At 61.8% G+C, this 20,662-nt stretch carries 18 protein-coding genes; 5 read left to right on the top strand and 13 right to left on the bottom strand.

The features are described from left to right. Nucleotides 1-196: 196 nt before the first annotated feature. Complete coding sequence (locus BP38_RS20635) at nucleotides 197-910, bottom strand: GGDEF domain-containing protein (protein WP_051609340.1); 714 nt, start codon at nucleotides 908-910, stop codon at nucleotides 197-199. Between the two features lie 265 nt (nucleotides 911-1,175). Here BP38_RS20635 and BP38_RS0112860 point away from each other — a divergent pair, with 265 nt between their 5' ends. Next, nucleotides 1,176-2,051: an EipB family protein gene (locus BP38_RS0112860; RefSeq protein WP_162175162.1), complete on the top strand. Its 876-nt coding sequence runs from the start codon at nucleotides 1,176-1,178 to the stop codon at nucleotides 2,049-2,051. A gap of 17 nt (nucleotides 2,052-2,068) precedes the next feature. Here BP38_RS0112860 and BP38_RS0112865 read toward each other — a convergent pair whose 3' ends face one another. Beyond that, entirely contained in the window at nucleotides 2,069-3,349 is a 1,281-nt protein-coding gene (locus tag BP38_RS0112865) for a DNA polymerase IV (protein ID WP_026988053.1), read from the bottom strand. A gap of 242 nt (nucleotides 3,350-3,591) precedes the next feature. Here BP38_RS0112865 and BP38_RS0112870 point away from each other — a divergent pair, with 242 nt between their 5' ends. The 3 genes from BP38_RS0112870 (at nucleotide 3,592) to BP38_RS20640 (ending at nucleotide 6,778) form a co-directional block, all read left to right on the top strand. Then, nucleotides 3,592-3,990 (top strand): response regulator, encoded by a 399-nt coding sequence (locus BP38_RS0112870; RefSeq protein ID WP_081816659.1) that lies wholly within the window; start codon nucleotides 3,592-3,594, stop codon nucleotides 3,988-3,990. Nucleotides 3,991-4,021: 31 nt separating this feature from the next. Further along, entirely contained in the window at nucleotides 4,022-5,407 is a 1,386-nt protein-coding gene (locus BP38_RS0112875) for a PleD family two-component system response regulator (RefSeq protein ID WP_026988055.1), read from the top strand. Between the two features lie 270 nt (nucleotides 5,408-5,677). Continuing rightward, the gene (locus BP38_RS20640; RefSeq protein WP_035725170.1) at nucleotides 5,678-6,778 is read left to right on the top strand and encodes a patatin-like phospholipase family protein; all 1,101 of its coding nucleotides are present in this window, start codon (nucleotides 5,678-5,680) and stop codon (nucleotides 6,776-6,778) included. Nucleotides 6,779-7,065: 287 nt separating this feature from the next. On the opposite strand, the gene rpmG is transcribed toward BP38_RS20640, so the two are convergent. The 10 genes from rpmG to BP38_RS0112930 all read right to left on the bottom strand — a co-directional run bounded on the left by rpmG (nucleotide 7,066) and on the right by BP38_RS0112930 (nucleotide 18,893). Then, nucleotides 7,066-7,233 (bottom strand): 50S ribosomal protein L33, encoded by a 168-nt coding sequence (gene rpmG / locus BP38_RS0112885; protein WP_026988056.1) that lies wholly within the window; start codon nucleotides 7,231-7,233, stop codon nucleotides 7,066-7,068. Between the two features lie 92 nt (nucleotides 7,234-7,325). Next, entirely contained in the window at nucleotides 7,326-8,951 is a 1,626-nt protein-coding gene (locus BP38_RS20645) for a S41 family peptidase (RefSeq protein WP_081816660.1), read from the bottom strand. 94 nt (nucleotides 8,952-9,045) lie between these two features. Next, nucleotides 9,046-11,328 carry a ribonuclease R gene (gene rnr, locus BP38_RS0112895; RefSeq protein ID WP_026988057.1) on the bottom strand — a complete coding sequence of 761 codons (2,283 nt, stop codon included), beginning with the start codon at nucleotides 11,326-11,328 and terminating at the stop codon, nucleotides 9,046-9,048. 3 nt (nucleotides 11,329-11,331) lie between these two features. After that, nucleotides 11,332-13,932: a type I DNA topoisomerase gene (gene topA / locus BP38_RS20650; protein ID WP_051609342.1), complete on the bottom strand. Its 2,601-nt coding sequence runs from the start codon at nucleotides 13,930-13,932 to the stop codon at nucleotides 11,332-11,334. 218 nt (nucleotides 13,933-14,150) lie between these two features. Further along, entirely contained in the window at nucleotides 14,151-14,441 is a 291-nt protein-coding gene (locus BP38_RS0112905; protein ID WP_026988058.1) for a helix-turn-helix domain-containing protein, read from the bottom strand. Then, nucleotides 14,428-14,763: a type II toxin-antitoxin system RelE/ParE family toxin gene (locus BP38_RS0112910; RefSeq protein ID WP_026988059.1), complete on the bottom strand. Its 336-nt coding sequence runs from the start codon at nucleotides 14,761-14,763 to the stop codon at nucleotides 14,428-14,430. The genes BP38_RS0112905 and BP38_RS0112910 overlap by 14 nt, the downstream gene beginning before the upstream one ends. A 47-nt stretch (nucleotides 14,764-14,810) precedes the next feature. Beyond that, nucleotides 14,811-15,932, bottom strand: coding sequence for a DNA-processing protein DprA (dprA, locus tag BP38_RS0112915; RefSeq protein ID WP_026988060.1), 1,122 nt, complete (start codon nucleotides 15,930-15,932; stop codon nucleotides 14,811-14,813). Between the two features lie 52 nt (nucleotides 15,933-15,984). Then, nucleotides 15,985-16,611, bottom strand: a complete 627-nt coding sequence (gene plsY / locus BP38_RS0112920; protein WP_026988061.1) for a glycerol-3-phosphate 1-O-acyltransferase PlsY — start codon at nucleotides 16,609-16,611, stop codon at nucleotides 15,985-15,987. A gap of 1 nt (nucleotide 16,612) precedes the next feature. Further along, on the bottom strand, nucleotides 16,613-17,920 hold the full coding sequence (gene pyrC, locus BP38_RS0112925; protein ID WP_026988062.1) for a dihydroorotase: 1,308 nt from the start codon (nucleotides 17,918-17,920) through the stop codon (nucleotides 16,613-16,615). Nucleotides 17,921-17,924: 4 nt separating this feature from the next. Further along, entirely contained in the window at nucleotides 17,925-18,893 is a 969-nt protein-coding gene (locus tag BP38_RS0112930) for an aspartate carbamoyltransferase catalytic subunit (protein WP_026988063.1), read from the bottom strand. 51 nt (nucleotides 18,894-18,944) lie between these two features. Between BP38_RS0112930 and mtgA the strand changes: the two genes are divergently transcribed. Further along, the gene (gene mtgA, locus BP38_RS0112935) at nucleotides 18,945-19,697 is read left to right on the top strand and encodes a monofunctional biosynthetic peptidoglycan transglycosylase (protein WP_051609343.1); all 753 of its coding nucleotides are present in this window, start codon (nucleotides 18,945-18,947) and stop codon (nucleotides 19,695-19,697) included. On the opposite strand, the gene BP38_RS20655 is transcribed toward mtgA, so the two are convergent. Further along, nucleotides 19,694-20,650: a CobW family GTP-binding protein gene (locus tag BP38_RS20655; protein WP_051609344.1), complete on the bottom strand. Its 957-nt coding sequence runs from the start codon at nucleotides 20,648-20,650 to the stop codon at nucleotides 19,694-19,696. The genes mtgA and BP38_RS20655 overlap by 4 nt on opposite strands. Nucleotides 20,651-20,662 lie beyond the last annotated feature (12 nt).

Consider the following 20,662-nt stretch of genomic DNA (forward strand, 5'->3'; position numbering starts at 1 on the left):
AAATGCATGGCTGAGGCAACGGCCGGAAGCAGTAGGCCGGTCAGTACAGCCGGAAGCACATGCCACAAACATCGCCTCATCGTGTATTCTGTTCCTTGTCACACAAGTTTTGTCTGGGTCATGCCAGTTGTCAGGAACAGAGTTAAGCCGGATTCTGGTCGTGTCATGGCATAGGGCCGAGAAAAGTTCTCCTGTATCAGACGAGGGTGTGACTCAGCGTGCTTTCCGTAGGGCGGCGTTTACGTTCATAGAGCAACTGGTCGGCCTTGGCGAACAGGCTGGTTACGTCCGTCGTGCCGTCAAAGGTCTCGTATCCGAAACTGGCGCGAATGGAGATGGAGGTTCCGTTCCACTCCAGTTTCTGGCGATTGATCAGGTTCTCCAGCTTCTCGGTCAGGCTGTGGGCGAAAACCGGTGGCGTGCGGGGCATGAGGATCGCAAATTCGTCGCCGCCGATACGGCAGACGCAGTCATTCCGGCGGGTGTGCTGTTCCAGGGCATGGCCCACGTGACGCAGGATGATGTCACCGGCAATGTGACCGTGGGTGTCATTGATCAGCTTGAAGTTGTCCAGATCGCAGAGCACGAGGATGCCCTTGTCCGCATGCCGTGAGGCGGCCGCCAGAATACGGTCCATGTTCTCGCGAAAGCCCCGCCGGTTGAGCAGGCCCGTCAATTCGTCGGTGACGGCCAGGCTTTCCAGGACCCGGATACGCTCGGCCTGGGCGGCGATCTGTCGCTTCTGGTCGGCCAGGCGAATGCGCAGGCGTTCAAGCAGGCTTTCTTCGTCCTCCTGAGTCAGGGCGGATTCTTCGGGGGATGGGTCGTGGATACCGCGCTGGCCAATCCGGTTCAGCAGGGTGGTATCTATTTCCTGTTCGTCATAAACGGCCAATGAACGCAAAACCATCGATTTTCCCTTTCTTGATACGAGGGCGTTTGGAACGTCATAAGCAAGAAGCGGGCCAACAAGCGAGCGCTGGCTTCTGGGGCAAGCGAAGAAGCCTGCCAGGAGCTTTTCAGGGTTGTTCATGGCAGGAACTGCCGAGCTGCGCGCTGAGGCGGGAAAATCCTGCCGGGTTTCGGCTTGTTTTTCGTGTTGCACAAGCCTGTCCGTGATAGACTTCTGAGGCGTGATGCAAGGGCAGGGCCCGTGAATTGAATGGGGAGCGGCAGTGACGAGTCCGAATGGACAAGCCATGAAGGTTTCGGCTGTATGCATGTTTGCAGGAGGGGGGCTTCTTTACGGCAGCGTCTTGCTGCTGGTTACAGTGCTGTCGAGCGCAGAGGCTGCAACCCCCTTTCCCAACTCGGTCGCCGACTTCCAGCCGCATCGCGCCACTTATGACCTGACACTTGAGCGTGCGCAGAGCGGTCCCGATATAGCGGCGGCCACAGGGCGCCTGCAGTTCGAATGGGCCGATGGCTGTTCCGGGTGGACGGTCAACCAGAGTTCACGCATCTTCCTGGAACGCAGCGAAGGACCGATTGTGGATTTCGGTTGGGCCATCTCGTCCTGGGAATCCAAGAAAGGTGATCATTACCGCTTCTCGATCCGTCACTTTGCCAATGGGCAGAAGATGGATGAAAGCCAGGGAGAGGCCCATTTGACGGCTCCGGGCCAGAAGGGCGAGGCCGTGTTCAACACGCCAATCCGGCGCGAAGTCGCGTTGCCCGCCAATACGGTTCTGCCCAGTTGGCACAGCTTTGAACTTCTGGACCGCCTTCAGCGCGACGACTTGCCACTGTGGCGCATGGTCTTCGATGGATCTGGCGAGAGTGACGGATATGCAGGCATATCGGTCTACAAGCTGCGAAGTTATTCGGCCGAGGAAGCCTTCAGTGAGTTCGAGCCCTTGCGCGAACAGCCGTCCTGGCGTTTGCAGATGGCCTATTTCGAGCCCGAGCCTGATGCTGTGCTGCCGATCAATGAGCAGACGTTACGTCTCTACCGTAACGGTATCGCCGACGAACTGCGCTTCGACTACGGAGACTTCACGTTGGAAGGGCACCTGGCCAAGCTTGAGGCGCTTCCCGACGCCGGTTGTTGAGGCGTGTGCCGGCCAACTCATGAGGTGAAGCTGCGGCCCTTCCGCACTGCCGGCGTGCCCAGTTTGCGGTTCAGGCCATCGACTGCCTTCTCGACGGCAATTCGCCGCGTACGTTGCGGGTCCAGGAAGTCTGGTGGATCCGCCAGTTCGCCGGGGACCAGATCGGCGGCACCTATGCCGATCAGACGATAGCCTCCGGCTTTCCAGTTCTCATCCAGCAGCCTGCCGCCTGTCTCATAGAGGGTTTCGGCCGACTGCGTGGGTGCAAAGAGCTGTCGGCTGCGTGTCTGCAGGCGAAAGTCGGCCAGCCGAAGTTTCAGTGTGACGGTCTTACCGGCTACCTCCTTGTCCCTGAGGCGGCGGGCGACCTTTTCGCAAAGTAGCCAGAGATGGCGGCGCAAGCTGTCCAGATCCTGGATGTCCTGTTCGAAAGTGGTTTCCGATGACAGGCTCTTGGCCGGGGCATCGGCTTCCACCGGACGTGGGTCCTGGCCACGGGCAAAGAGATAGAGGCGACGGCCCATGGCGCCATAACGCGCCATCAGCTCACTTTCCTCATAGGGCAGAAGGTCCTGAACAAAGCGTATGCCGTCCGAGAGCAGCTTCTTCTGAAGGGCCCCGCCTACCCCCCAGAGGATCGAGACCGGCTTGTCCGCCAGGAAATCTGCCGCCTCGGCTGTGCCTATGACAGCGAAGCCGCGTGGCTTGTCCAGGTCCGATGCAATCTTAGCCAGCAGCTTGCAGTTGGAGAGTCCGATGGAGACTGAAACCCCCAGGTCGCGTTCGATCTCGTTCGCCAGGCGGGCCAGGCTCTGGGCCGGTGCAGCGTGGTGCAGGCGGCTGGTCCCGGCAAGATCCAGGAAAGCCTCGTCCAGGGATAGCGGTTCGATTTGCGGCGTGAGTGCCGACATGCGGTCTCGGATGCCCCGGGAAACCTCGCGGTACTTGTTCATGTCCGGTTTCAGGACCACGGCATCCGGGCAGAGGGAGAGCGCCTTGAACATGGGCATGGCACTGCGCACGCCGTAGAGGCGTGCGACATAGCAAGCGGCCGAGACGACTCCGCGTTGGCCACCCCCGACAATCACAGGCTTCTCGCGCAGCTCAGGTCGGTCACGCTTCTCGACGCTGGCATAGAAGGCATCGCAGTCAAGATGTGCAAAGCTCAGGCTGCCCAGTTCGCGATGGCGCACGAGACGGCGTGCGCCACAGGAGGGGCAGCGTCGGACGGAGGTTGTCGGTGTCGTCAAGGCTGTGCAGTCGCGACAGAGGACCTGCACCGCTTCGGCTTCCTGCACCGTGAAGGGCTCCTGAATCGGGCAAAAACGGCATTGCTACGGGTTATATGGTTTTCAATCCGTAAGCTTAACGTTAAGCATATGCCATGTAGTATATCTATGTGATGGCTCTTAATCGAATGTTACCAATTTAGGGCGTCTTTATAGAGGGCGAGGAAGCCACGCCGTTTGGATTCGGCCATCCAGCAGCATGCGGGCGTCAGGACGGGTGGCTTTTGGCAAAGACGAGGAATGAGGTTAGGATGGACAACGTCGAGACGATGCCGGTGGCCAGCGACGCCAAGACAGTGCTCGTGGTTGAGGACAATGAACTCAACATGAAGCTGTTTCACGATCTGCTGGAAGCGCATGGCTACAACATCCTTCAGACCAAGGACGGCATGGAGGCGTTGCGCATGGCGCGCAAGCACGTTCCGGACCTGATCCTGATGGACATTCAGCTCCCCGAGGTCTCGGGACTGGAAGTGACCAAGTGGATCAAGGAGGATGACGATTTGAGCGCCATTCCCGTGATCGCGGTGACCGCTTTCGCCATGAAGGGCGACGAGGAGAAGATTCGGGAAGGCGGCTGCGAAGCCTATATTGCCAAGCCGATCTCTGTGGCGGACTTCCTGGAGACCATCAAGCGGTACCTGGATTGAAAGCAAACCGGAAAGCGGATCCGCGGGTCAGATGAGCGCACGAATCCTTGTTGTGGATGACACGCCGGTCAATGTCCGGCTTCTGGAAGCAAAGTTGACGGCCGAGTACTTTGACGTGCTGACGGCGCATGACGGCCCAAGTGCGCTGGAGGTTGCCGAGCGCGAGGTGCCGGACGTCATCCTGCTGGACGTCATGATGCCGGGCATGGACGGCTTCGAGGTCTGCAGGCGCCTGCGCGAGAATCCCGCCCTGGGTCATATCCCTGTCGTGATGATCACGGCGCTGACGGATGTTTCGGACCGTGTCCGGGGTCTTGAAGCCGGGGCCGATGATTTCCTGTCAAAACCGGTCAACGACATTGCCCTCTTTGCCCGTGTGCGCTCTCTGGTGCGGCTGAAGACGCTGATGGATGAGTTGCGCGCCCGCCAGGCGGCGGCCGGAGTCAGCGTTGACGATCGCATCCAGATGGGGGCGATGGACGATCTGGAGGGGGCGCGTGTCCTGCTTGTCGATGGACAGAAGCAGCACGGGCAGCGGGTCAGCGACAAGCTGCGTGCAGCAGGCTATGACGTAACGCTCAGCCAGACGCTGCCGGAAGCCCAGCAACAAAGTTTCGTGGCGCCTTATTTCGACCTGATTATCGCCGGCATAGAGGTGGCGGGCGAGGATGGCCTGCGTTTCTGCAGCCAGTTGCGCAGTCATGAGGAAACGCGACACATCCCCATCCTGCTGGTGCTGGACGACATGGATTTGCCGCGCCTGGCCAAGGGTCTGGATCTTGGGGTCACGGATTACCTGTTCAAGCCGGTCGACAACAATGAACTGCTGGCGCGTGTACGCACCCAGGTCCGGCGCACGCATTATCACAACCGTCTGCGCAGCATGCTGGATCAGGGCATGTCCATGGCCTATACGGATTCCCTGACCGGTACCTACAACAGGCGCTACATGAATAGCTACCTCGAGCGCAAGCTGCCGGAGATCAAAGAGACCGGAAAGCCATTGGCCTTGCTGATCTTCGACATAGATCACTTCAAGGAGGTCAACGACACCCACGGCCACGGTGTGGGGGACAAGATTCTTCGCGAGGTGTGCCGGCGCGTATCGGACAATGTGCGTGATTTCGACCTGCTCTCCCGTTTTGGAGGGGAGGAGTTTGTCCTGATCATGCCGAACACGACGACAGAGCAGGCCATGAGCATTGCCGAGCGCCTGCGCGAGCAGATTGGCTGTTTTGCAGTCGAGATCGATGAGGAGGTCGGTGAGCAGACTGTCACGGTCTCGATTGGCGTATCGGTCACGATCGATCCCAATACCAAGCCATCCACACTTCTGGAAGAAGCGGATCACGCGCTGTATGAAGCCAAGCGCGGAGGGCGCAATCGTGTGGTGATGTCGGAGACTGTGGCCGGTTAGGCTGCCCTCGACTCGCTGCTCGTGATTGATACTGTCTGGCTGGTCATGGTTTGCCGTGAACCAACTCCGCTCTGATGTTAGGCAGGTGACGTGATGTGTGATCGACGTCTTGGACGCAAGGGGTCGGGCAATATACGATTGTTTCGGGGTGTTGGCTGTTTGGCGACAATGTCGCAGGCGATAGAGTGCTGACGCTGCCCTTACGCCAGAAGCAATGGCATCAGGGCAAGATTTCTCGTCTGACGATCAAGATTTTGTAAAGTACACGGTATGGTCCAGCAACAGCCCACCAAGAAGATCGATCTGGCGCTTCAGGGTGGCGGATCCCACGGGGCGCTGACCTGGGGAGTGCTCGACCGGATCCTGGAAGACGAACGCCTGGAGATCTCAGGCATCAGCGGGACCAGTGCGGGGGCAATGAATGCCGTCGTGCTGGCGCAAGGATTTCACCAGGGGGGGCGGAAAGGAGCGCGTGAGGCGCTCGCCACCTTCTGGGAGGCGGTGAGCGAGGCCGCACGCTTTTCGCCCGTGCAGAACAACTGGTGGAACCGCCTCACCGGCGACTTCAACCTCAATAGTTCGCCTGTCTATCTGTTCTTCGATAACCTGACGCGGCTGTTCTCGCCCTATGAACTTAATCCGTTTGACATCAACCCGCTGCGCGAGCTCGTTTCCAGCACCGTCGACTTTGACCAGGTCAATTCCTGCGAGACGCCGAAGATCTTTGTCACAGCTACCAACGTGCGCAGCGGCCAGGCGCAGATCTTTAGCCAGCCGCACCTGACGGTCGAGACGATCATGGCTTCGGCCTGCCTGCCGACGGTGTACCAGGCGGTGGAGATCGATGGCGAAGCCTATTGGGACGGCGGCTATATCGGCAATCCGGCGCTTCACCCCCTCGTCGACCAGACCGACTGCCGCGACATGGTCATTGTCCAGATCAATCCCATGATCCGAGAGGAATTGCCGCGCACTGGACACGAGATCCTCAACCGGGTGAACGAGATCAACTTCAATTCCAGCCTCATCAAGGACCTGAGGACGATCCATCTGCTGCACAGACTCATCGAGGCCGAGGGGCTCGAGGCGGAGCGTTACCGCGATATGCGGATCCATCTCATCCATGCCGATGAGGCGCTGAAGGATCTGGATTCCTCCAGCAAGCTCAACGCCGAATGGGAATTTCTCAGCTACCTGCACGAGAGTGGTCGAGCTTTGGCGAACGGCTGGCTCGAGGAAAATTTTGACGGGCTCGGTGTGCGTTCCACCTTTGATCTCGACGCGCTGTTCGCCGATTCGCTGCGGCCGGCAAGCGGGTCCGAACCATCGAAAACTCCAGAACAGTCGAGCACCAACTACTCAGCGGAGTAGTACGGCTGATACTGGGCACCATTGCACTTGGTGCCTTAACCTTCCCTATCACAGCGCTGCCGTCCGGCCCGTATGCGCCCGGGTTTCCTGCACCCTACGGCGCAGAGTATGGCCACATCAGGTGGCCTGTCACCAATCCGAGCGGCCTGACCAAGAAGGCGAATTTCCGGCGAATGAGACTTGCGAGGGCAAAAAAGCTGAACCGCCTTCTCCCCGGGGAAAAGGCGGTTCCACACGACCGCATGAAAAACTCTGTGGCAGCTGGGCGCTTGCCCGGCCGCAGAGCCTCACTTCATCTTGGATTCCTTGAACTCCACGTGCTTGCGCACGACGGGATCATACTTGCGGAAGCTCATCTTCTCGGTCTGGTTCCGCGGGTTCTTCTTCTTGACATAGAAGTAACCGGTATCCGCGGTGCTGACGAGCTTGATCCACTGGGTGACGGGCTTCGCCATCTTGATTTCCTTCCGGGGTCGAATCTGTAACTTTGGCGGCGGACATTAGCGGGCAAGACGCACAAGTCAAGGAAAGATCGTGGTTATTTTCCTCAAGGCTGCCCGCCTGGATTTCCACGGGACTCGTCGACGATCCGTTGGGCGGTGTTCGGGGCACCGCGGCGTGCATGCGAGAGTATGCCCGGATCTTCCAGCAGCTTGAGGGCGATCTCGATATCGGTTTCGTCCAGGCTGTCGCTGGTGGGGCAGATGGAGCGGAACTCGGCGAGCGCCAGGTCGTTCTCCCGGTCGATATCGCGCTTGCGCTGGTGGGGATTCGATATCAGGCCTTCCAGCGGAAGCTCGCTGACGGCTTGTTCCCCATCGCTTGAATCCGTGCTGGTACAGACATTGGGAAGCACGCCACGGCGGTCAAGCGAATAACCGGCGGGCGCATGAAAGGTGGCCCAGGTCAGGGTCAGTTCGCCCTCGTTGGGCAGGCGCAGGACCGTCTGGACCGTTCCCTTGCCATAGGAGTTGCTGCCGACCACGATTCCCCGCTCCGTATCCTGGAGGGCCGCCGCGACAATCTCGGCGGCCGAAGCGGAATTGCCATTGATCAGAACCAGAACGGGAACCTCGGGAATCTGGGCATCCCGTTTGGCCTCGAAGTACTGGTGGCTGTCGGGATGGCGGCCATGCGTCGAAACAATACGGCCTTCACCCACGAATAGGTCTGAGACAAAGACGGCCTGATCCAGAAGGCCACCCGGGTTGCTGCGCAGGTCCAGGATAAAACCGCGCAGGCGGCTGCCCATTTCGCGCTCTGCCTGCTTGAGCTTCGTCCTGAGTGTTTCGGTCGTATCGTGGTTGAAGCCGCTGATGCGGAAATAGGCGACATCGTCCAGGGGCTCGTACTCGACAGTCTGGGGCACGATGTGTGCGCGCTCGACGACCAGCTCAAGCTCGCGCCAGGTGTCCTCGACATCACCCGGCCGATGGATGCCCAGGGTGACCCGGCTTCCAAGCGGTCCGCGCAGGCGCTTGACCACCTCTTCCTGGGAAAGCTTCGGCGCGGGTATGCCATCGATAGTGACGATCACGTCCCAGTCGTCCATACCGGCCCTTTCGGCGGGACTGCCATCCATCACGTTTACGACTTCCACGCCCTTGTCGATCAACTGGATGCGCACGCCGATACCACCGAACCCATCCCGGTTGGCGCGGTTTTCGCGCGCTTCTTCAGGCGTGGCGTAGCGGGAGTAGCCGTCAAGCGGCTCAATCATGCCCTCGAACACCGTTTCGTAGAGGGCTTCGCTTTTGGCCTCGGCGATTTTCGGGGAAATCTCACGGGTATCTTCAATGATCGTGGCGGTCAGCTTGCCCCAGAGGTCGACCCGATTGTCCTGTGGCAGTCCATAGCTTTGTACCGTCTCGCTGCGCTGCTTCAGAAGGAATTTGTCCGCCTCGCGGACAACCGAGATCTCCCCATCCATGTCTTGAAGCTTCTGGAGTCCGGAGAAGGCCAGGGTTTCGATGGGGATGTCCTGGATATAAACAGCATTGATATCCTGGTAGCCGGTGGCAAACATATAGCGTGCCGCCGTCTGGTCATAGCCTTCCTGGCCTTGCGTGACCGGTCCGGACGCACAGGATGCCAGGACGAGGGCCATCAAGACCGCCAGGAAGGCCAGTCGCGCATATCCCGTCGAACCGAAACGCATTGTCGTCATATCCATTCATGCCACGCAACACCTGCAAGTGTTGCTCATACTGCTTCACTTTTACAAGAAAGCAAGGATTGGGCCAGTCTTTTGTGCGGCGCAGCGGATTTCACGCTTTTTTCGCGGCGGATTTGCCACGCTTGCGGTCCTTGGTCCTGGAGCCGGCTTTGCGCGCGGCAGAGCGTTTGCCCGGTTTCGGCCGCACAGGTTTCTTCGTGGCGGGCAGGTTTTCCTGGCTTTCCTCGCCTTCCAGGATCTGCAGGATCAGGCCGCCGGTCAGGGGCTCAGCCTCACTGAGCAAGGCCTGGACATCATCTCCCTGGCGATAGACGCGTCCATGCTGGCGTCCGGTCAGGCAGTGGTGCGTTTCGTCATGGAAATAATAGTCGCTGGGCAGGGACGAGATCGGGACCAGCCCGTCTGCACCACTGTCGCGCAGCTTCACGAAGAGCCCAAAGCGGGTCACGCCGCTGATGCGCCCTTCAAAGACCTCGCCCACACGGTCCTTCAGGAAGGAAGCCGTCAGACGGTCGGCTGCGTCGCGCTCTGCCGCGGCGGCACGTCGTTCAGTGCCACTGATATGCTCTGCAATTTCGGAAAAGCGGGCCTCGTCTTCCTTTGGCAGACCGTCATCACCCAGTTTCAGACCGCGGATCAGGGCCCGGTGCACCAGCAGGTCGGCATAACGTCTGATGGGCGAAGTGAAGTGGGCATAGCGCGGCAGGGCCAGGCCGAAGTGGCCGATGTTTTCCGGGCTGTACATGGCCTGGGACTGGGAGCGCAGGATCAATTCGCTGACCAGGGCGCTTTCCGGCGTTCCGGACACCTTGTCCAGGATGCGCGTGAAGATCTTGGGTTCCAGGACCTGGCCTGGGGCCAGCTTGAGCCCCATGGTCGAAAGGACTTCGGAAAGGTCCTCCACCTTGGCCTTGTCCGGTTCATCGTGCACACGGTACATGCAGGGCTGGTTGCGTTTCTCGAGTTCCTGAGCCGCGGCCACGTTGGCCGCAATCATGAACTCCTCGATCAGTTTGTGGCTTTCCAGGCGCTGGCGCGGCAGGATCGCCTCGACGTGCCCCTTGTCGTCCATGACGATCTGGCGCTCGGGCATGTCCAGATCCAGCGTGCCGCGGCGCGCCCGATCCTTCAGCAGGCTGTTGTAGGCACCGTAGAGCGGCCGGATCACCTCCTCGACCAGCGGTGCCGTGGTCTCGTCGGGTTCGCCGCTGTAGGCAGCCTCTACCTGCTCGTAGGTCAAACGGGCGGCCGAGCGCATGATACCGCGCATGAAGCGGTGTTTCTGCAAGCGTCCCTCGGCGTCGATGCGCATTTCCACGGCCAGGCAGCCGCGCTCTTCATGCGGGCGCAGCGAACACCAGCCATTGGAGAGGGCTTCGGGCAGCATGGGCACGACGCGGTCCGGAAAGTATGCCGAGTTCCCGCGTTCACGCGCCGTCCGGTCCAGCGCAGAGTCGGGACGGACATAGTGTGCCACGTCGGCGATGGCGACGATGATGCGCCAACCCTCCGGCGCTTTTGGATCGCCTTCGGCCTGGGCGAAGACAGCATCATCGAAATCGCGGGCATCGCTGCCGTCAATGGTGATAAGCGGGATGTCGCGCAGATCGGTGCGCTGGCCGACGTCCACGGCGCCCGCGCGTTCGGCTTCCTCCAGCGCATCGCTGGAGAACTCCGTGGGAATGCCGTGTTCGTGGATGGCGATCAGGCTCAGCGCCTTGGGGTTTTCCAGGCTGCCGAGCCGTTCGGTGACCACCGCTTCCTTTTCGCGGCCAGAGCGCTGGTGATGGGCCCGTATGCTGGCCATGACCAGTTCACCGGACTCGGCCCCCTTGCTGTCGGCCTTCGCGATGCGGAAATCGTTCTTGATGCGCTTGTCCGTGGGGCGCAGGCGGCCCCCCTTGGTTCCGACCTCGTAGATACCGAGCACTTCGCGCGGGCCTTCGTGCAGGCGGCGGATCACGCGTGCTTCATAATCGCCGTCCGTACCGCGATCCAAGCGGGCCAGCAGGCGTTCGCCGATGGCATGGCCGCGTCGGGTGGCCTTGCCCGGGGCAATGTAGATTCGGGGCGGGGGGGTGTCGCTGTCCCAGCGCACGGGACGGGCCAGAAGCTCGCCATCCTCGTCCGTGTCCGAGACCTCGATCACCGTGACCGAGGGCAGGGCGCCCGGAGCGGCCACCTTGCGACTTTCGGGGGAGCCGAGGGCACCTTCCTCCTTCAGTTCGTTCAGCAGCTCGCGCAGGCGACGGCGGTCTTCGCCCTTGATGTTGAAGGCGCGCGCCAACTCACGCCGTGGAATGGGTGTCTCGCTGCTGCGAATGAAGTCCAGGACTTCTTCGCGGGTCGGGAAGTGTGTCTGTTTCCTGGTCACGTATTATGCCTGGTCGGCCTTCTTCTTGGCTGCCGACTTGCCGGAGGACGTCTTCTTCCCGCTGCTCGCTTTCGCCGATCGTCCGCCTTTCGTCCCCTTCTTCTCGGCCTGCTTGCGCAAAAGCTCCAGGCCTTCCTCAAGGTTCAGGGCATCGGGGTCGGCATTCTTCGGCAGGGAAGCGTTGAGTTTGCCATGCTTCACATAGGGACCGTAGCGTCCACTGTGAAGTGTCACCGGCTCGCCATCGTCCGGGTGCTGACCCAGAGTCCGCAACGGGGCCGCCTTGGCAGCAGCCTTCGACAGCAGGTCCACGGCCCGGTTCAGGCCAATGGTCAGGACATCCTCGTCTGCCGGAATCGACTTGTAGGTACGACCTTTGCGAACATAGGGGCCATAGCGTCCGATTCCGGCCGTGACTTCCTCGCCCTCGTGAGTGCCCAGACTGCGCGGCAGGGACAGGAGTGCCAGCGCACGTTCCAGGTCCACCGCATCGGGATCGAGCCCCTTGGGCAGCGAGGTGCGCTTGGGTTTCTCACCCTTTTCGACGGCTTCTCCAAGCTGGACATACAGGCCATAGGGTCCCTTGCGCAGCGTGACCTGCTGGCTGCTTTCCGGGTCCTCCCCCAGAACGCGGGGCTGGCTGGCCAGGTCGGCACCTTCTTCACCATCGCGGTTCGCTGCCGCGGCAAGTGTGCGCGTGAAGCGGCATTCGGGATAGTTGGAACAGCCGATGAAGCCGCCGGTCTTGCCGATACGCAGGCCCAGGCGGCCCGTGCCGCAGGAGGGGCATTGTCGAGGGTCCTTGTCCGGATTGTCCGGGTCCCCCGGGAAGAAGTGCGGGCCCAGGTCTGCATCCAGGGCGTCGATCACCTCTGCAATGCGCAGGCCCTTGGTTTCCTCGATGGTCTGGTGGAAGGCCTGCCAGAAGCGCCGCAGGACCTCTTTCCAGTCGATGCGGCCGTCGGAGATCTCGTCCAGTTCCTCCTCCAGGCGCGCCGTGAAATCATACTCCACGTAGCGCTGGAAGAAGCTGCTGAGAAAGGCGGCCACCATGCGGCCACGGTCTTCCGGTATGAAGCGCCGCTTCTCCAGGCGGACATAGTCACGGTCCTGCAGGACCTGCAGGATCGAGGCATAGGTGGAGGGCCGGCCGATGCCCAGTTCCTCCAGCTTCTTGACCAGGCTTGCCTCGCTGTAGCGCGGCGGGGGCTGGGTGAAGTGCTGGGCGGGTTCCACATCGCGCAGGTGCAGGTCCTGCCCTTCTTCCAGCTTGGGAAGGCGTGACTCCTGCTCGTCCTCGTCCTGCGGTTCGTCGCGCCCTTCCTGGTAGAGCCTCAGGAAGCCGTCGAACTTCACGATGGATCCTGTGGCGCGGAGCACGGCACGCTGGCCGGCCTCGATATCCACGGACACCTGCTCTACGTCGGCAGAGGCCATCTGGCTGGCGAGCGCCCGGACATAGATCAGGTCGTAAAGCCGGGCCTCATCCTCTCCCAGGCGTCCGCGCAGGTCGTCGGGCAGGCGGCGGAAGTCGGTGGGCCGAATGGGCTCGTGCGCTTCCTGGGCATTCTTGGCCTTGGTCTTGTAGATACGGGGGGAAGCGGGCAGGTAGTTGTCCCCGTGACGAGCGGCAATGCTCTCCCGGGCCCCCGAAATGGCCTCGCCGGACATGGCGACGCCATCGGTTCGCATGTAGGTGATCAGGCCGACGTTCTCGCCGCCCAGTTCGATACCCTCATAGAGGCGCTGGGCCGTGCGCATGGTCCGCGTGGCACCGAAGCCCAGTTTGCGCGAGGCTTCCTGCTGCAGGGTCGAGGTGGTGAACGGCGGCTGCGGGTTGCGCTTGACCTGCTTGCGGTCGACCTTGGAAACCCTGTAGCTGCCGGCCTCGCGGATGGCAGCCTCGGCCTTCCGGGCCGCGCCCTCGTCCCCCAGGGAAAGGCGCTCCAGCTTTTCGCCGTCCAGCCGGCTCAGGCGAGCCTTGAACTGGCCCTGGCCCACGGCCTCCATCAGCGCCGTAATGCTCCAGTATTCCTGGGGCCGGAAGGCCTCGATCTCGGATTCCCGTTCGCAGATCAGGCGCAGGGCGACCGATTGGACGCGGCCGGCAGACTTGCTTCCCGGCAGCTTGCGCCAGAGGACCGGCGAGAGGTTGAAGCCCACCAGATAGTCCAGTGCGCGCCGCGCCAGATAGGCATCGATCAGTTCCTGGTTCAGCTCGCGCGGGTTCTTGAAGGCGTCGGTGACGGCGGATTTGGTGATCTCGCTGAAAACCACGCGCTTGATCGGGATGCCGTTCAGCACCTTGCGGCGGTCCAGTTCCTCCACGATGTGCCAGGAGATGGCTTCGCCCTCACGATCCGGGTCCGTGGCGAGATAGAGCTGGTCGGCATTCTTCACGGCCTGGGCAATTTCCTTCAGCCGCTTCTCGCCGCGCTCGTCGACCTGCCAGGACATGGAGAAGTCATCGTCGGGGGCTACGGAGCCATCCTTTGAGGGCAGGTCCCGGACATGGCCGTAGCTAGCCAGAACCTGGAAGTCGTTTCCCAGGTACTTGTTGATGGTCTTGGCCTTGGCGGGCGATTCGACGACGACGACATGCATGGAGAAAACAGGGCTTCCTGTAGGCTTGCCGCGCTTCTCTCGCAGGACGGCAGCAGGCCGGCCAGCGGAAGCGGCGGAGGTGGAATACGCGGAGAGAATTGGCATCCGCCTGCGAATTCGTCAACCTCGCCGGGCTAAGGGCCTGAAAATGACGCGCCTCGGGAATCTGAAGTCATCCGGGGTGTCCCCCGTTTCTAAGAAGCAAGGGGATGAAGGGATCAGGCTGCGTCTTCATCGGGGATGAAGCGAATCTGAAGACGCGTTCTCGTCGCTTCTGCCAAACGCTGCAGAGTTCTGGTGGAGGGTCGGACACGCCCGCTTTCAAGGCGCGCAATCACGGACTGTGTGGTCTTCATTCGCTCCGCCAGCTGAGACTGGGACAGTTCTGCCCGGCTGCGTGCTTCGATCATGGCGTGTGCCAATGCGTACTCTGAATCCAGCGCCTGCCAAGCGTCTCTGTAGTCAGAGTCCCCTAGCCACTTTTCGTGGAGGTCATCAATTTTGCTCATCACGAAGGCTCCTTGCGCGCTCCAGTGCCAGTTTGATCTCGCGTGGCGGTGTCTTCTGCGTTTTCTTCACGAAAGCTCTGAGAACCACCACTTTCTTATCTTGCGCTGTGACATAAAGTGCGCGTGAGATCCCGGCTTTGCCTTTCATGCGGATTTCCCAGAGGGGGCCTGTCAGGTGTCTGACATGCGGGTCTCTGACATTTTCCAGTCCAAACTCGGTGATCAAATAACACATCCGGACGAAGCGGGCCCGCATATCCGGAGGCAGGGCTTCAAGCTCCTGGTCAACTCTAGAATCAAGTGTTTCAACAACCCAATGCATCAGAGTATATAGCTATTTTGCTATTTTGCAATATAAGTTAATTCAACCTATGCCACGAAGGCGACCTTGCGTCCGGGATGGCGCTCCAGACGGCCGGCCAGTTCAAGTTCCAGCAGGACCAGGCTGACCGTCCCCGATGGCAGGCCGCTTTCGCGCAGCAATTCGTCCTGGTGGACCGGGACCGGGGAGAGCAGTTCCTCCAGCCGCTGCCTTGCCTCGTCCAGGTCCGCTTCGCTTTCTGACAGGGGTGCGGATTGGAAGGTCTCGTCGCCGGCCGGTTCTGCCAGTCCTGTGCCCTGGCCCAGGCCATCCAGTACGTCCTGTGCGCTTTCTGTGAGTATGGCGCCCTGGCGGATCAGGTCATTCGTCCCCTTTGCCCGTGGATCCAGGGGCGAGCCGGGAATGGCAAAGATCTCGCGCCCCTGTTCCAGGGCCAGGCGCGCCGTGATCAGGGAGCCGGAGCGCAGGGCAGCTTCCACGACCAGAACGCCCTGAGAAAGGCCCGCGACGATGCGGTTGCGGCGCGGGAAATGGCCGGCTTTCGGCTGTGTGCCGGGCGGGGATTCCGCCAGAAGCAGACCCTGTTCGGCAATCTGTTCCTGGAGTTGTCTGTTCTCGGGTGGGAAGACGCTGTCGATGCCACCGGCAAGAACAGCAATGGTGCCGCTCTCCAGAGCGCCCTCGTGAGCTGCGGCATCGATGCCGCGTGCCAGGCCGGAGGTCACGACCAGACCGGTATCCCCCAGCTCTGCAGCCAGGCGCCGGGCCAGTTTTCGGGCGTTGAGCGAGGCATTGCGTGCGCCCACGATGGCGATCGAGGGGCGTTGCAGTAGCTTCAGGTCGCCCTTGCAGGTCAGGACAGGCGGGGCTGTGTCGGTGGCCTTCAGGACGTCCGGATATGCGGGATCGCAGAGACGCAGGAAGTATGCGCCCTGGCGCTCGAGTTGCTCCAGTTCATGGTCCGCGCTTTCGGGGCTGCACAGCCGGATGCCGCTCTTTCGCCCGCCCCGGCGTGCCAGTTCGGGCACCGCCTCCAGGGCCTTGGTAGCCGTGCCGAAGCGCTCCAGCAATGCGCGAAAGGTTGCCGGGCCGATCTTGTCACTGCGGGCCAGGCGCAACCAGTCGCGTTGGTCCTCACGGGAAGACACGGCAGGGATTTGGGTCGACATTCCTGACCATCGCGTGTTTCCGGCGACTGGTCAATATCATGGGTTGCGCGCGTCAGTCTTTCTTGCGTCGAAAGGAGATGCGCGATTCCTCGCCTTTCAACAGGCGCTTGATGTTCGACAGATGGCGCAGCCACAAAAGAACGGCCACCAGGGCGCAAAATTCCACCAGCTGCAGGTCGCCGACCAGCCACCAGGCGAAGAGCGGCGAGAGGGCCAGCGAGAGCAGGGAGGCCAGGGAGGAAAAGCGGAAGAGGCCGGCAACGAGCAGCCAGGCGGCACAGGTGGCGAGGCCCACGGGCCAGGCTATGGCCAGCAGCGTACCCAGCGTTGTGGCAACGCCCTTGCCACCCTGAAACATAAGCCAGACCGGAAAGAGATGCCCGAGAACAGCGCCGAAGCCGGCTGTGAGCGCAATGTCCGGCCCCCAGTTCGATCCGATCAGGACGGCCGCGCCGCCCTTGCCGATATCGAAGATCAGAGTCAGGGCCGCCAGGTCCTTGCGGCCTGTGCGCAGCACGTTGGTGGCCCCGATGTTGCCGGAGCCGATCTTGCGGATATCCCCCAGGCCGGCCAGCCGCGTCACCAGCAGCCCGAAGGGCAGCGAGCCCAACAGGTAGCCGCAGGCAAGTGCGGTCAGCAGGTAGGGCCACGCAAAGGCCCAGGAGATGGGGTCCGGCATGTCAGCTTTCCTCGGCGGCAGAATACACGGTTCGCCCGTCCACGACGGTCTGCAGAACCTCTCCCTGCACGGCGTAGTTCTCGAACGGTGAATTCTTCGACTTGCTGCGGAAACGATCCGGCTCGATCATCCTGGGTCGGTCCGGGTCAAAGATCACGAAATCCGCGGCCCGGCCCTTTCCGAGGCCACTTTGGCCCTTCAGGATGGCCGCTGGCGCGGTCGCCAGGCGGGTTATCAGCTCCTTGAGGGACAGCGCATCCTTGTGCACCAGGGCGAGCGAGAGCGGCAGCAGCGTTTCCAGCCCGACGATGCCGGGTTCGGCCAACGCGAAGGGCAGGCGCTTGGAGTCCTGGTCGTGCGGGCTGTGATCGCTGCAGATGGCATCGATGGTGCCGTCAGCAACGGCTTCGGCGATGGCCTGGCGGTCTTCTTCCGAACGCAGGGGCGGCATGGTGCGGGCAAAGGTTCGATAGTCCCCCACCTCGCTTTCGTTCAGGGTGAAGTACTGAGGAGCCGTATCGCAGGTAACGGGCAGACCACGCTGGCGCGCGCGGCGCATGACCTCCACCGAGGCCGCCGTGGAGATCAGGCTGGCGTGATAGCGCCCCCCGGTCATTTCGACCAGGCGCAGGTCGCGTTCCAGCATGATGACCTCGGCCAGGGGAGAGATGCCGGACAGCCCCAGGCGCATGGCCACCTCGCCGGAGTTCATGACGCCGGTGCTGAGGCTGGGTTCCTGCGGCATCTGCAGGATCACCGTGTCGAATGCGCTGGAATAGCTGAGTGCACGGCGCATCACGTTGGCGTTGGCCACGGGCTGCAGGCCATCGGTAAAGCCACGGGCGCCATACTCGCTCAGTAGGCCGATCTCGGTGAGTTCCTGGCCTTCCAGGCCACGTGTGATAGAGGCATAGGTATAGACCTTGGCCAGCTTCTCCTCGCGGGCCCGGCGGGCCACGAATTCCACGCCGGCCACGTCGTCAACGATGGGGTCGGTGTTGGGTAGGGCCACCAGGGAGGTAATACCCCCGGCCACAGCCGCACGCCCGGCGCTGGCGATGGTTTCCTTGTGCTCTTCGCCCGGCTCGCGCAGCTGGGTGCGCAGATCGACCGCGCCGGGAGCCAGCACGGCGCCGGCGCAATCGATGACCGCGATACCCTCCGGCGCGCCGTCGGTAAAAAGCCCGGCACCCACGTCCAGGATCTCCTCGCCCTCGGTCAGCAGGCCGCCTGGTGAATCGAGGTCGCTGTCCGGATCGATCAGCCGGGCGTTGATGTAGGCGGTGCGTTCAGGAGCTTTCACGGACATGCCCTCAGGCCTCCTGTTCCTGGCCTCGGGTCAGGATGTCGAGGCAGGCCATGCGTACGGCCACGCCCATTTCCACCTGCTGGCGAATGACGGAGCGGTCGATATCGTCGGCCACCTCGGTGTCGATCTCCACGCCCCGGTTCATCGGACCCGGATGCATGATCAGCGCATCCGGCTTGGCATGGGACAGTTTCTCCCGGTCCAGGCCATAGAAGCGGAAGTACTCGCGCACGGAGGGGACGTAGCTGCCCTGCATGCGCTCGGTCTGCAGGCGCAGCATCATGACGATGTCCACATCCTGCAGGCCCTTCTTCATGTCATGGAAGGCGGTGACACCAAGGCGCTCGATTTTTGAGGGCATCAGGGTCGGTGGGGCAATCACCCGTACCTGGGCACCCATGATGTTGAGCAGGTGGATGTTCGACCTGGCCACGCGACTGTGCAGGATGTCGCCGCAGATGGCGACTGTCAGGCCCTGCAGGGTTCCCTTGCGCTGGCGAATCGTCAATGCGTCCAGCAGCGCCTGGGTTGGATGTTCATGGCTGCCGTCACCACCGTTGATGACGGCACAATCAACCTTTTCACTCAATAGCTTGACCGCCCCCGAGTCCGGATGCCGTACGACCAGGACATCCGGACGCATCGCGGTCAAGGTCATGGCGGTGTCGATCAGGGTCTCGCCCTTCTTGATCGAGGACCAGGCCACCGACATGTTGATGACCTGTGCACCCAGACGCTTGGCGGCAAGTTCGAAGGAAGTGCGGGTACGGGTCGAATTCTCGAAGAAGAGGTTGATTACCGTATAGCCCGAAAGCAAAGTGTTGGGGCGGTGGGCTCGGGGGTCCTGACGGGCATAGTCATCTGCCAGATCGAGGAGCGCGGCAATTTCCGAACGCTGCAGCCCCTCGATCCCGAGGAGATGTCTGTGCGCGTAACCCGTTTTGCTGTCGTCGAGGGGGCGATCTGAACACATGACGCGGGTCTTATGGCACTCCGCGCCACAGCGTGCAAGACGCTAGCAGCCGTGGCGCGGAAGTCATCGAAGAAGGCGGCGAAGCCGTCCAAGTCCGGCAGCCGGGCGGGGGTTGGCTGGCGAAAACTGTTCCGGACACGCTGGGCCCAGCGTGTTGCCGTGGTGGGGCTTGTGATCCTGGTCGGGATGCCCTTGACCTTCACGCTGCTCTATAGCGTGCTGCCCGTTCCGGCGACGCCGCTGATGGTGGCGCGGCTGGTCGAGGGCGAAGGCTGGTCGCACGACTGGGTGCCGCTTGAGGAAATTTCGCCGTCCCTGCGCTTCGCCGTCATTGCCGGTGAAGACAACCTGTACTGTGCCCACAACGGGTTCGATTTCGAATCGCTGCAGGCGGCCTGGCAGGAATGGCAGGCAGGGCAGGGCACACGTGGTGCAAGCACGATTTCCATGCAGACGGCGAAGAATCTTTACCTGCTGCCCATGCGCAGTCTCTTGCGCAAGGGGATCGAGGCCTACCTGACGGTCTACCTGGAAATCCTGCTCTCCAAGCCGCGCATCCTGGAAATCTACCTGAACATTGCCGAAATGGCGCCTGGCGTCTATGGAGCCGAAGCTGCCGCCCAGCACCATTTCGGCAAGACCGCGGCCCAATTGAGCGAGCGCGAGGCCGCCCTGATTGCCGCTGTCCTGCCCAATCCCAGGCGCTGGTCCGCCGGTCAGCCCACCAACTATATTGCAGGCCGTGCTTCCACCCTGCAGCGACGCATCCATCAACTTGGCCCGCTGCTCGACTGTGCCCGTTAGGGGGGGCAGTCGGCAAACAGCCGGACCAGGGCCCCCGGTGGCTCGTAATCCGATGGCGCGATCAAGACCAGCCTGGAGTTCGTGGAACTGGCTTCCGGCATGCTTTCCGTCAGATCGAGGCGCCGCCCCACCAACTGCAGAACCTCCAGGTTCTGCGGACGATCTGCGAAGCGGAGCAGTCCCTTGGCGCGCAGGACGCGGCCTTGGACCTGGGTGAAGGCCTTTTCAAAGGCGGTGCGGTCCAGGGGCTGGCTTGCGCTGAGACTCCAGCTTCTCAGGCCTTCGGCATGAGAGCTGTGCCAGGACCGAGCCTCTGCTGCCGCATCGAAGGAAAAGTCCCTGTCGGATGCTTCCTGCGGTGAGAGCAGCAGTGACAGTGGTACCTGTCCCTGTGTCGTTTCCATCACAGGAGCCTTTATGCCCCAGGAAATGAGCTGTTGGCGCACCGTCTGGCGTTCGGTTTCCGTAACCAGGTCGCACTTGTTGAGGGCCAGAAAGTCAGCTCGGCGCAACTGGTGGATCACACTGTCGCCGACATAACGGTCTTGTGCATGCTCAAGCAGGTTTGCGGCATCGGCCAGGACGCAGACGGCCTGCAGGCGATAGGCGCCGCCAGCCAGGCCAATCTGGGCGATGCGGCCAGGGTCGGAAACGCCGCTTGCCTCGATCACCAGGTGATCGGGCGGCTCTTCCAGCGCCGCCATGTCCATCAGGCTGCGGGTCAGAGAATCGCCGATTGTACAGCAGATGCAGCCGTTGCTGAGCTGCAGGGTCTGGCCGTCGTGCGCGGAAATGAGTTCGGCGTCGATGTTGATGTCGCCAAAATCGTTGACCAGGACGGCCAGGCGGCGCCCTTCGTTCTGCTGCAGCAGGCTGTTGATCAGGGTTGTCTTGCCCGAACCCAGGAAGCCCCCGATCACGCTGAGCGGGATGGCGGAGCTTCGCGCGGTCATGGGCGGGGCTTC

Origin of the sequence: Fodinicurvata fenggangensis DSM 21160 (assembly GCF_000686045.1) — a bacterium.
GTDB classification, from domain to species: Bacteria; Pseudomonadota; Alphaproteobacteria; order Kiloniellales; family DSM-21159; genus Fodinicurvata; species Fodinicurvata fenggangensis.

What these genes read in the sequence shown, in the direction of transcription:
- BP38_RS20645 (WP_081816660.1), bottom strand. Translation starts at nt 8,951, where the DNA reads ATGGATATGACGACAATGCGTTTCGGTTCGACGGGATATGCGCGACTG.
- BP38_RS0112930 (WP_026988063.1), bottom strand. Translation starts at nt 18,893, where the DNA reads ATGTGTTCAGATCGCCCCCTCGACGACAGCAAAACGGGTTACGCGCAC.
- pyrC (WP_026988062.1), bottom strand. Translation starts at nt 17,920, where the DNA reads ATGTCCGTGAAAGCTCCTGAACGCACCGCCTACATCAACGCCCGGCTG.
- BP38_RS0112905 (WP_026988058.1), bottom strand. Translation starts at nt 14,441, where the DNA reads ATGAGCAAAATTGATGACCTCCACGAAAAGTGGCTAGGGGACTCTGAC.
- BP38_RS0112870 (WP_081816659.1), top strand. Translation starts at nt 3,592, where the DNA reads ATGGACAACGTCGAGACGATGCCGGTGGCCAGCGACGCCAAGACAGTG.
- BP38_RS20640 (WP_035725170.1), top strand. Translation starts at nt 5,678, where the DNA reads ATGGTCCAGCAACAGCCCACCAAGAAGATCGATCTGGCGCTTCAGGGT.
- BP38_RS20655 (WP_051609344.1), bottom strand. Translation starts at nt 20,650, where the DNA reads ATGACCGCGCGAAGCTCCGCCATCCCGCTCAGCGTGATCGGGGGCTTC.
- BP38_RS0112910 (WP_026988059.1), bottom strand. Translation starts at nt 14,763, where the DNA reads ATGCATTGGGTTGTTGAAACACTTGATTCTAGAGTTGACCAGGAGCTT.
- rpmG (WP_026988056.1), bottom strand. Translation starts at nt 7,233, where the DNA reads ATGGCGAAGCCCGTCACCCAGTGGATCAAGCTCGTCAGCACCGCGGAT.
- dprA (WP_026988060.1), bottom strand. Translation starts at nt 15,932, where the DNA reads ATGTCGACCCAAATCCCTGCCGTGTCTTCCCGTGAGGACCAACGCGAC.
- BP38_RS0112875 (WP_026988055.1), top strand. Translation starts at nt 4,022, where the DNA reads ATGAGCGCACGAATCCTTGTTGTGGATGACACGCCGGTCAATGTCCGG.
- topA (WP_051609342.1), bottom strand. Translation starts at nt 13,932, where the DNA reads ATGCATGTCGTCGTCGTCGAATCGCCCGCCAAGGCCAAGACCATCAAC.
- BP38_RS20635 (WP_051609340.1), bottom strand. Translation starts at nt 910, where the DNA reads ATGGTTTTGCGTTCATTGGCCGTTTATGACGAACAGGAAATAGATACC.
- plsY (WP_026988061.1), bottom strand. Translation starts at nt 16,611, where the DNA reads ATGCCGGACCCCATCTCCTGGGCCTTTGCGTGGCCCTACCTGCTGACC.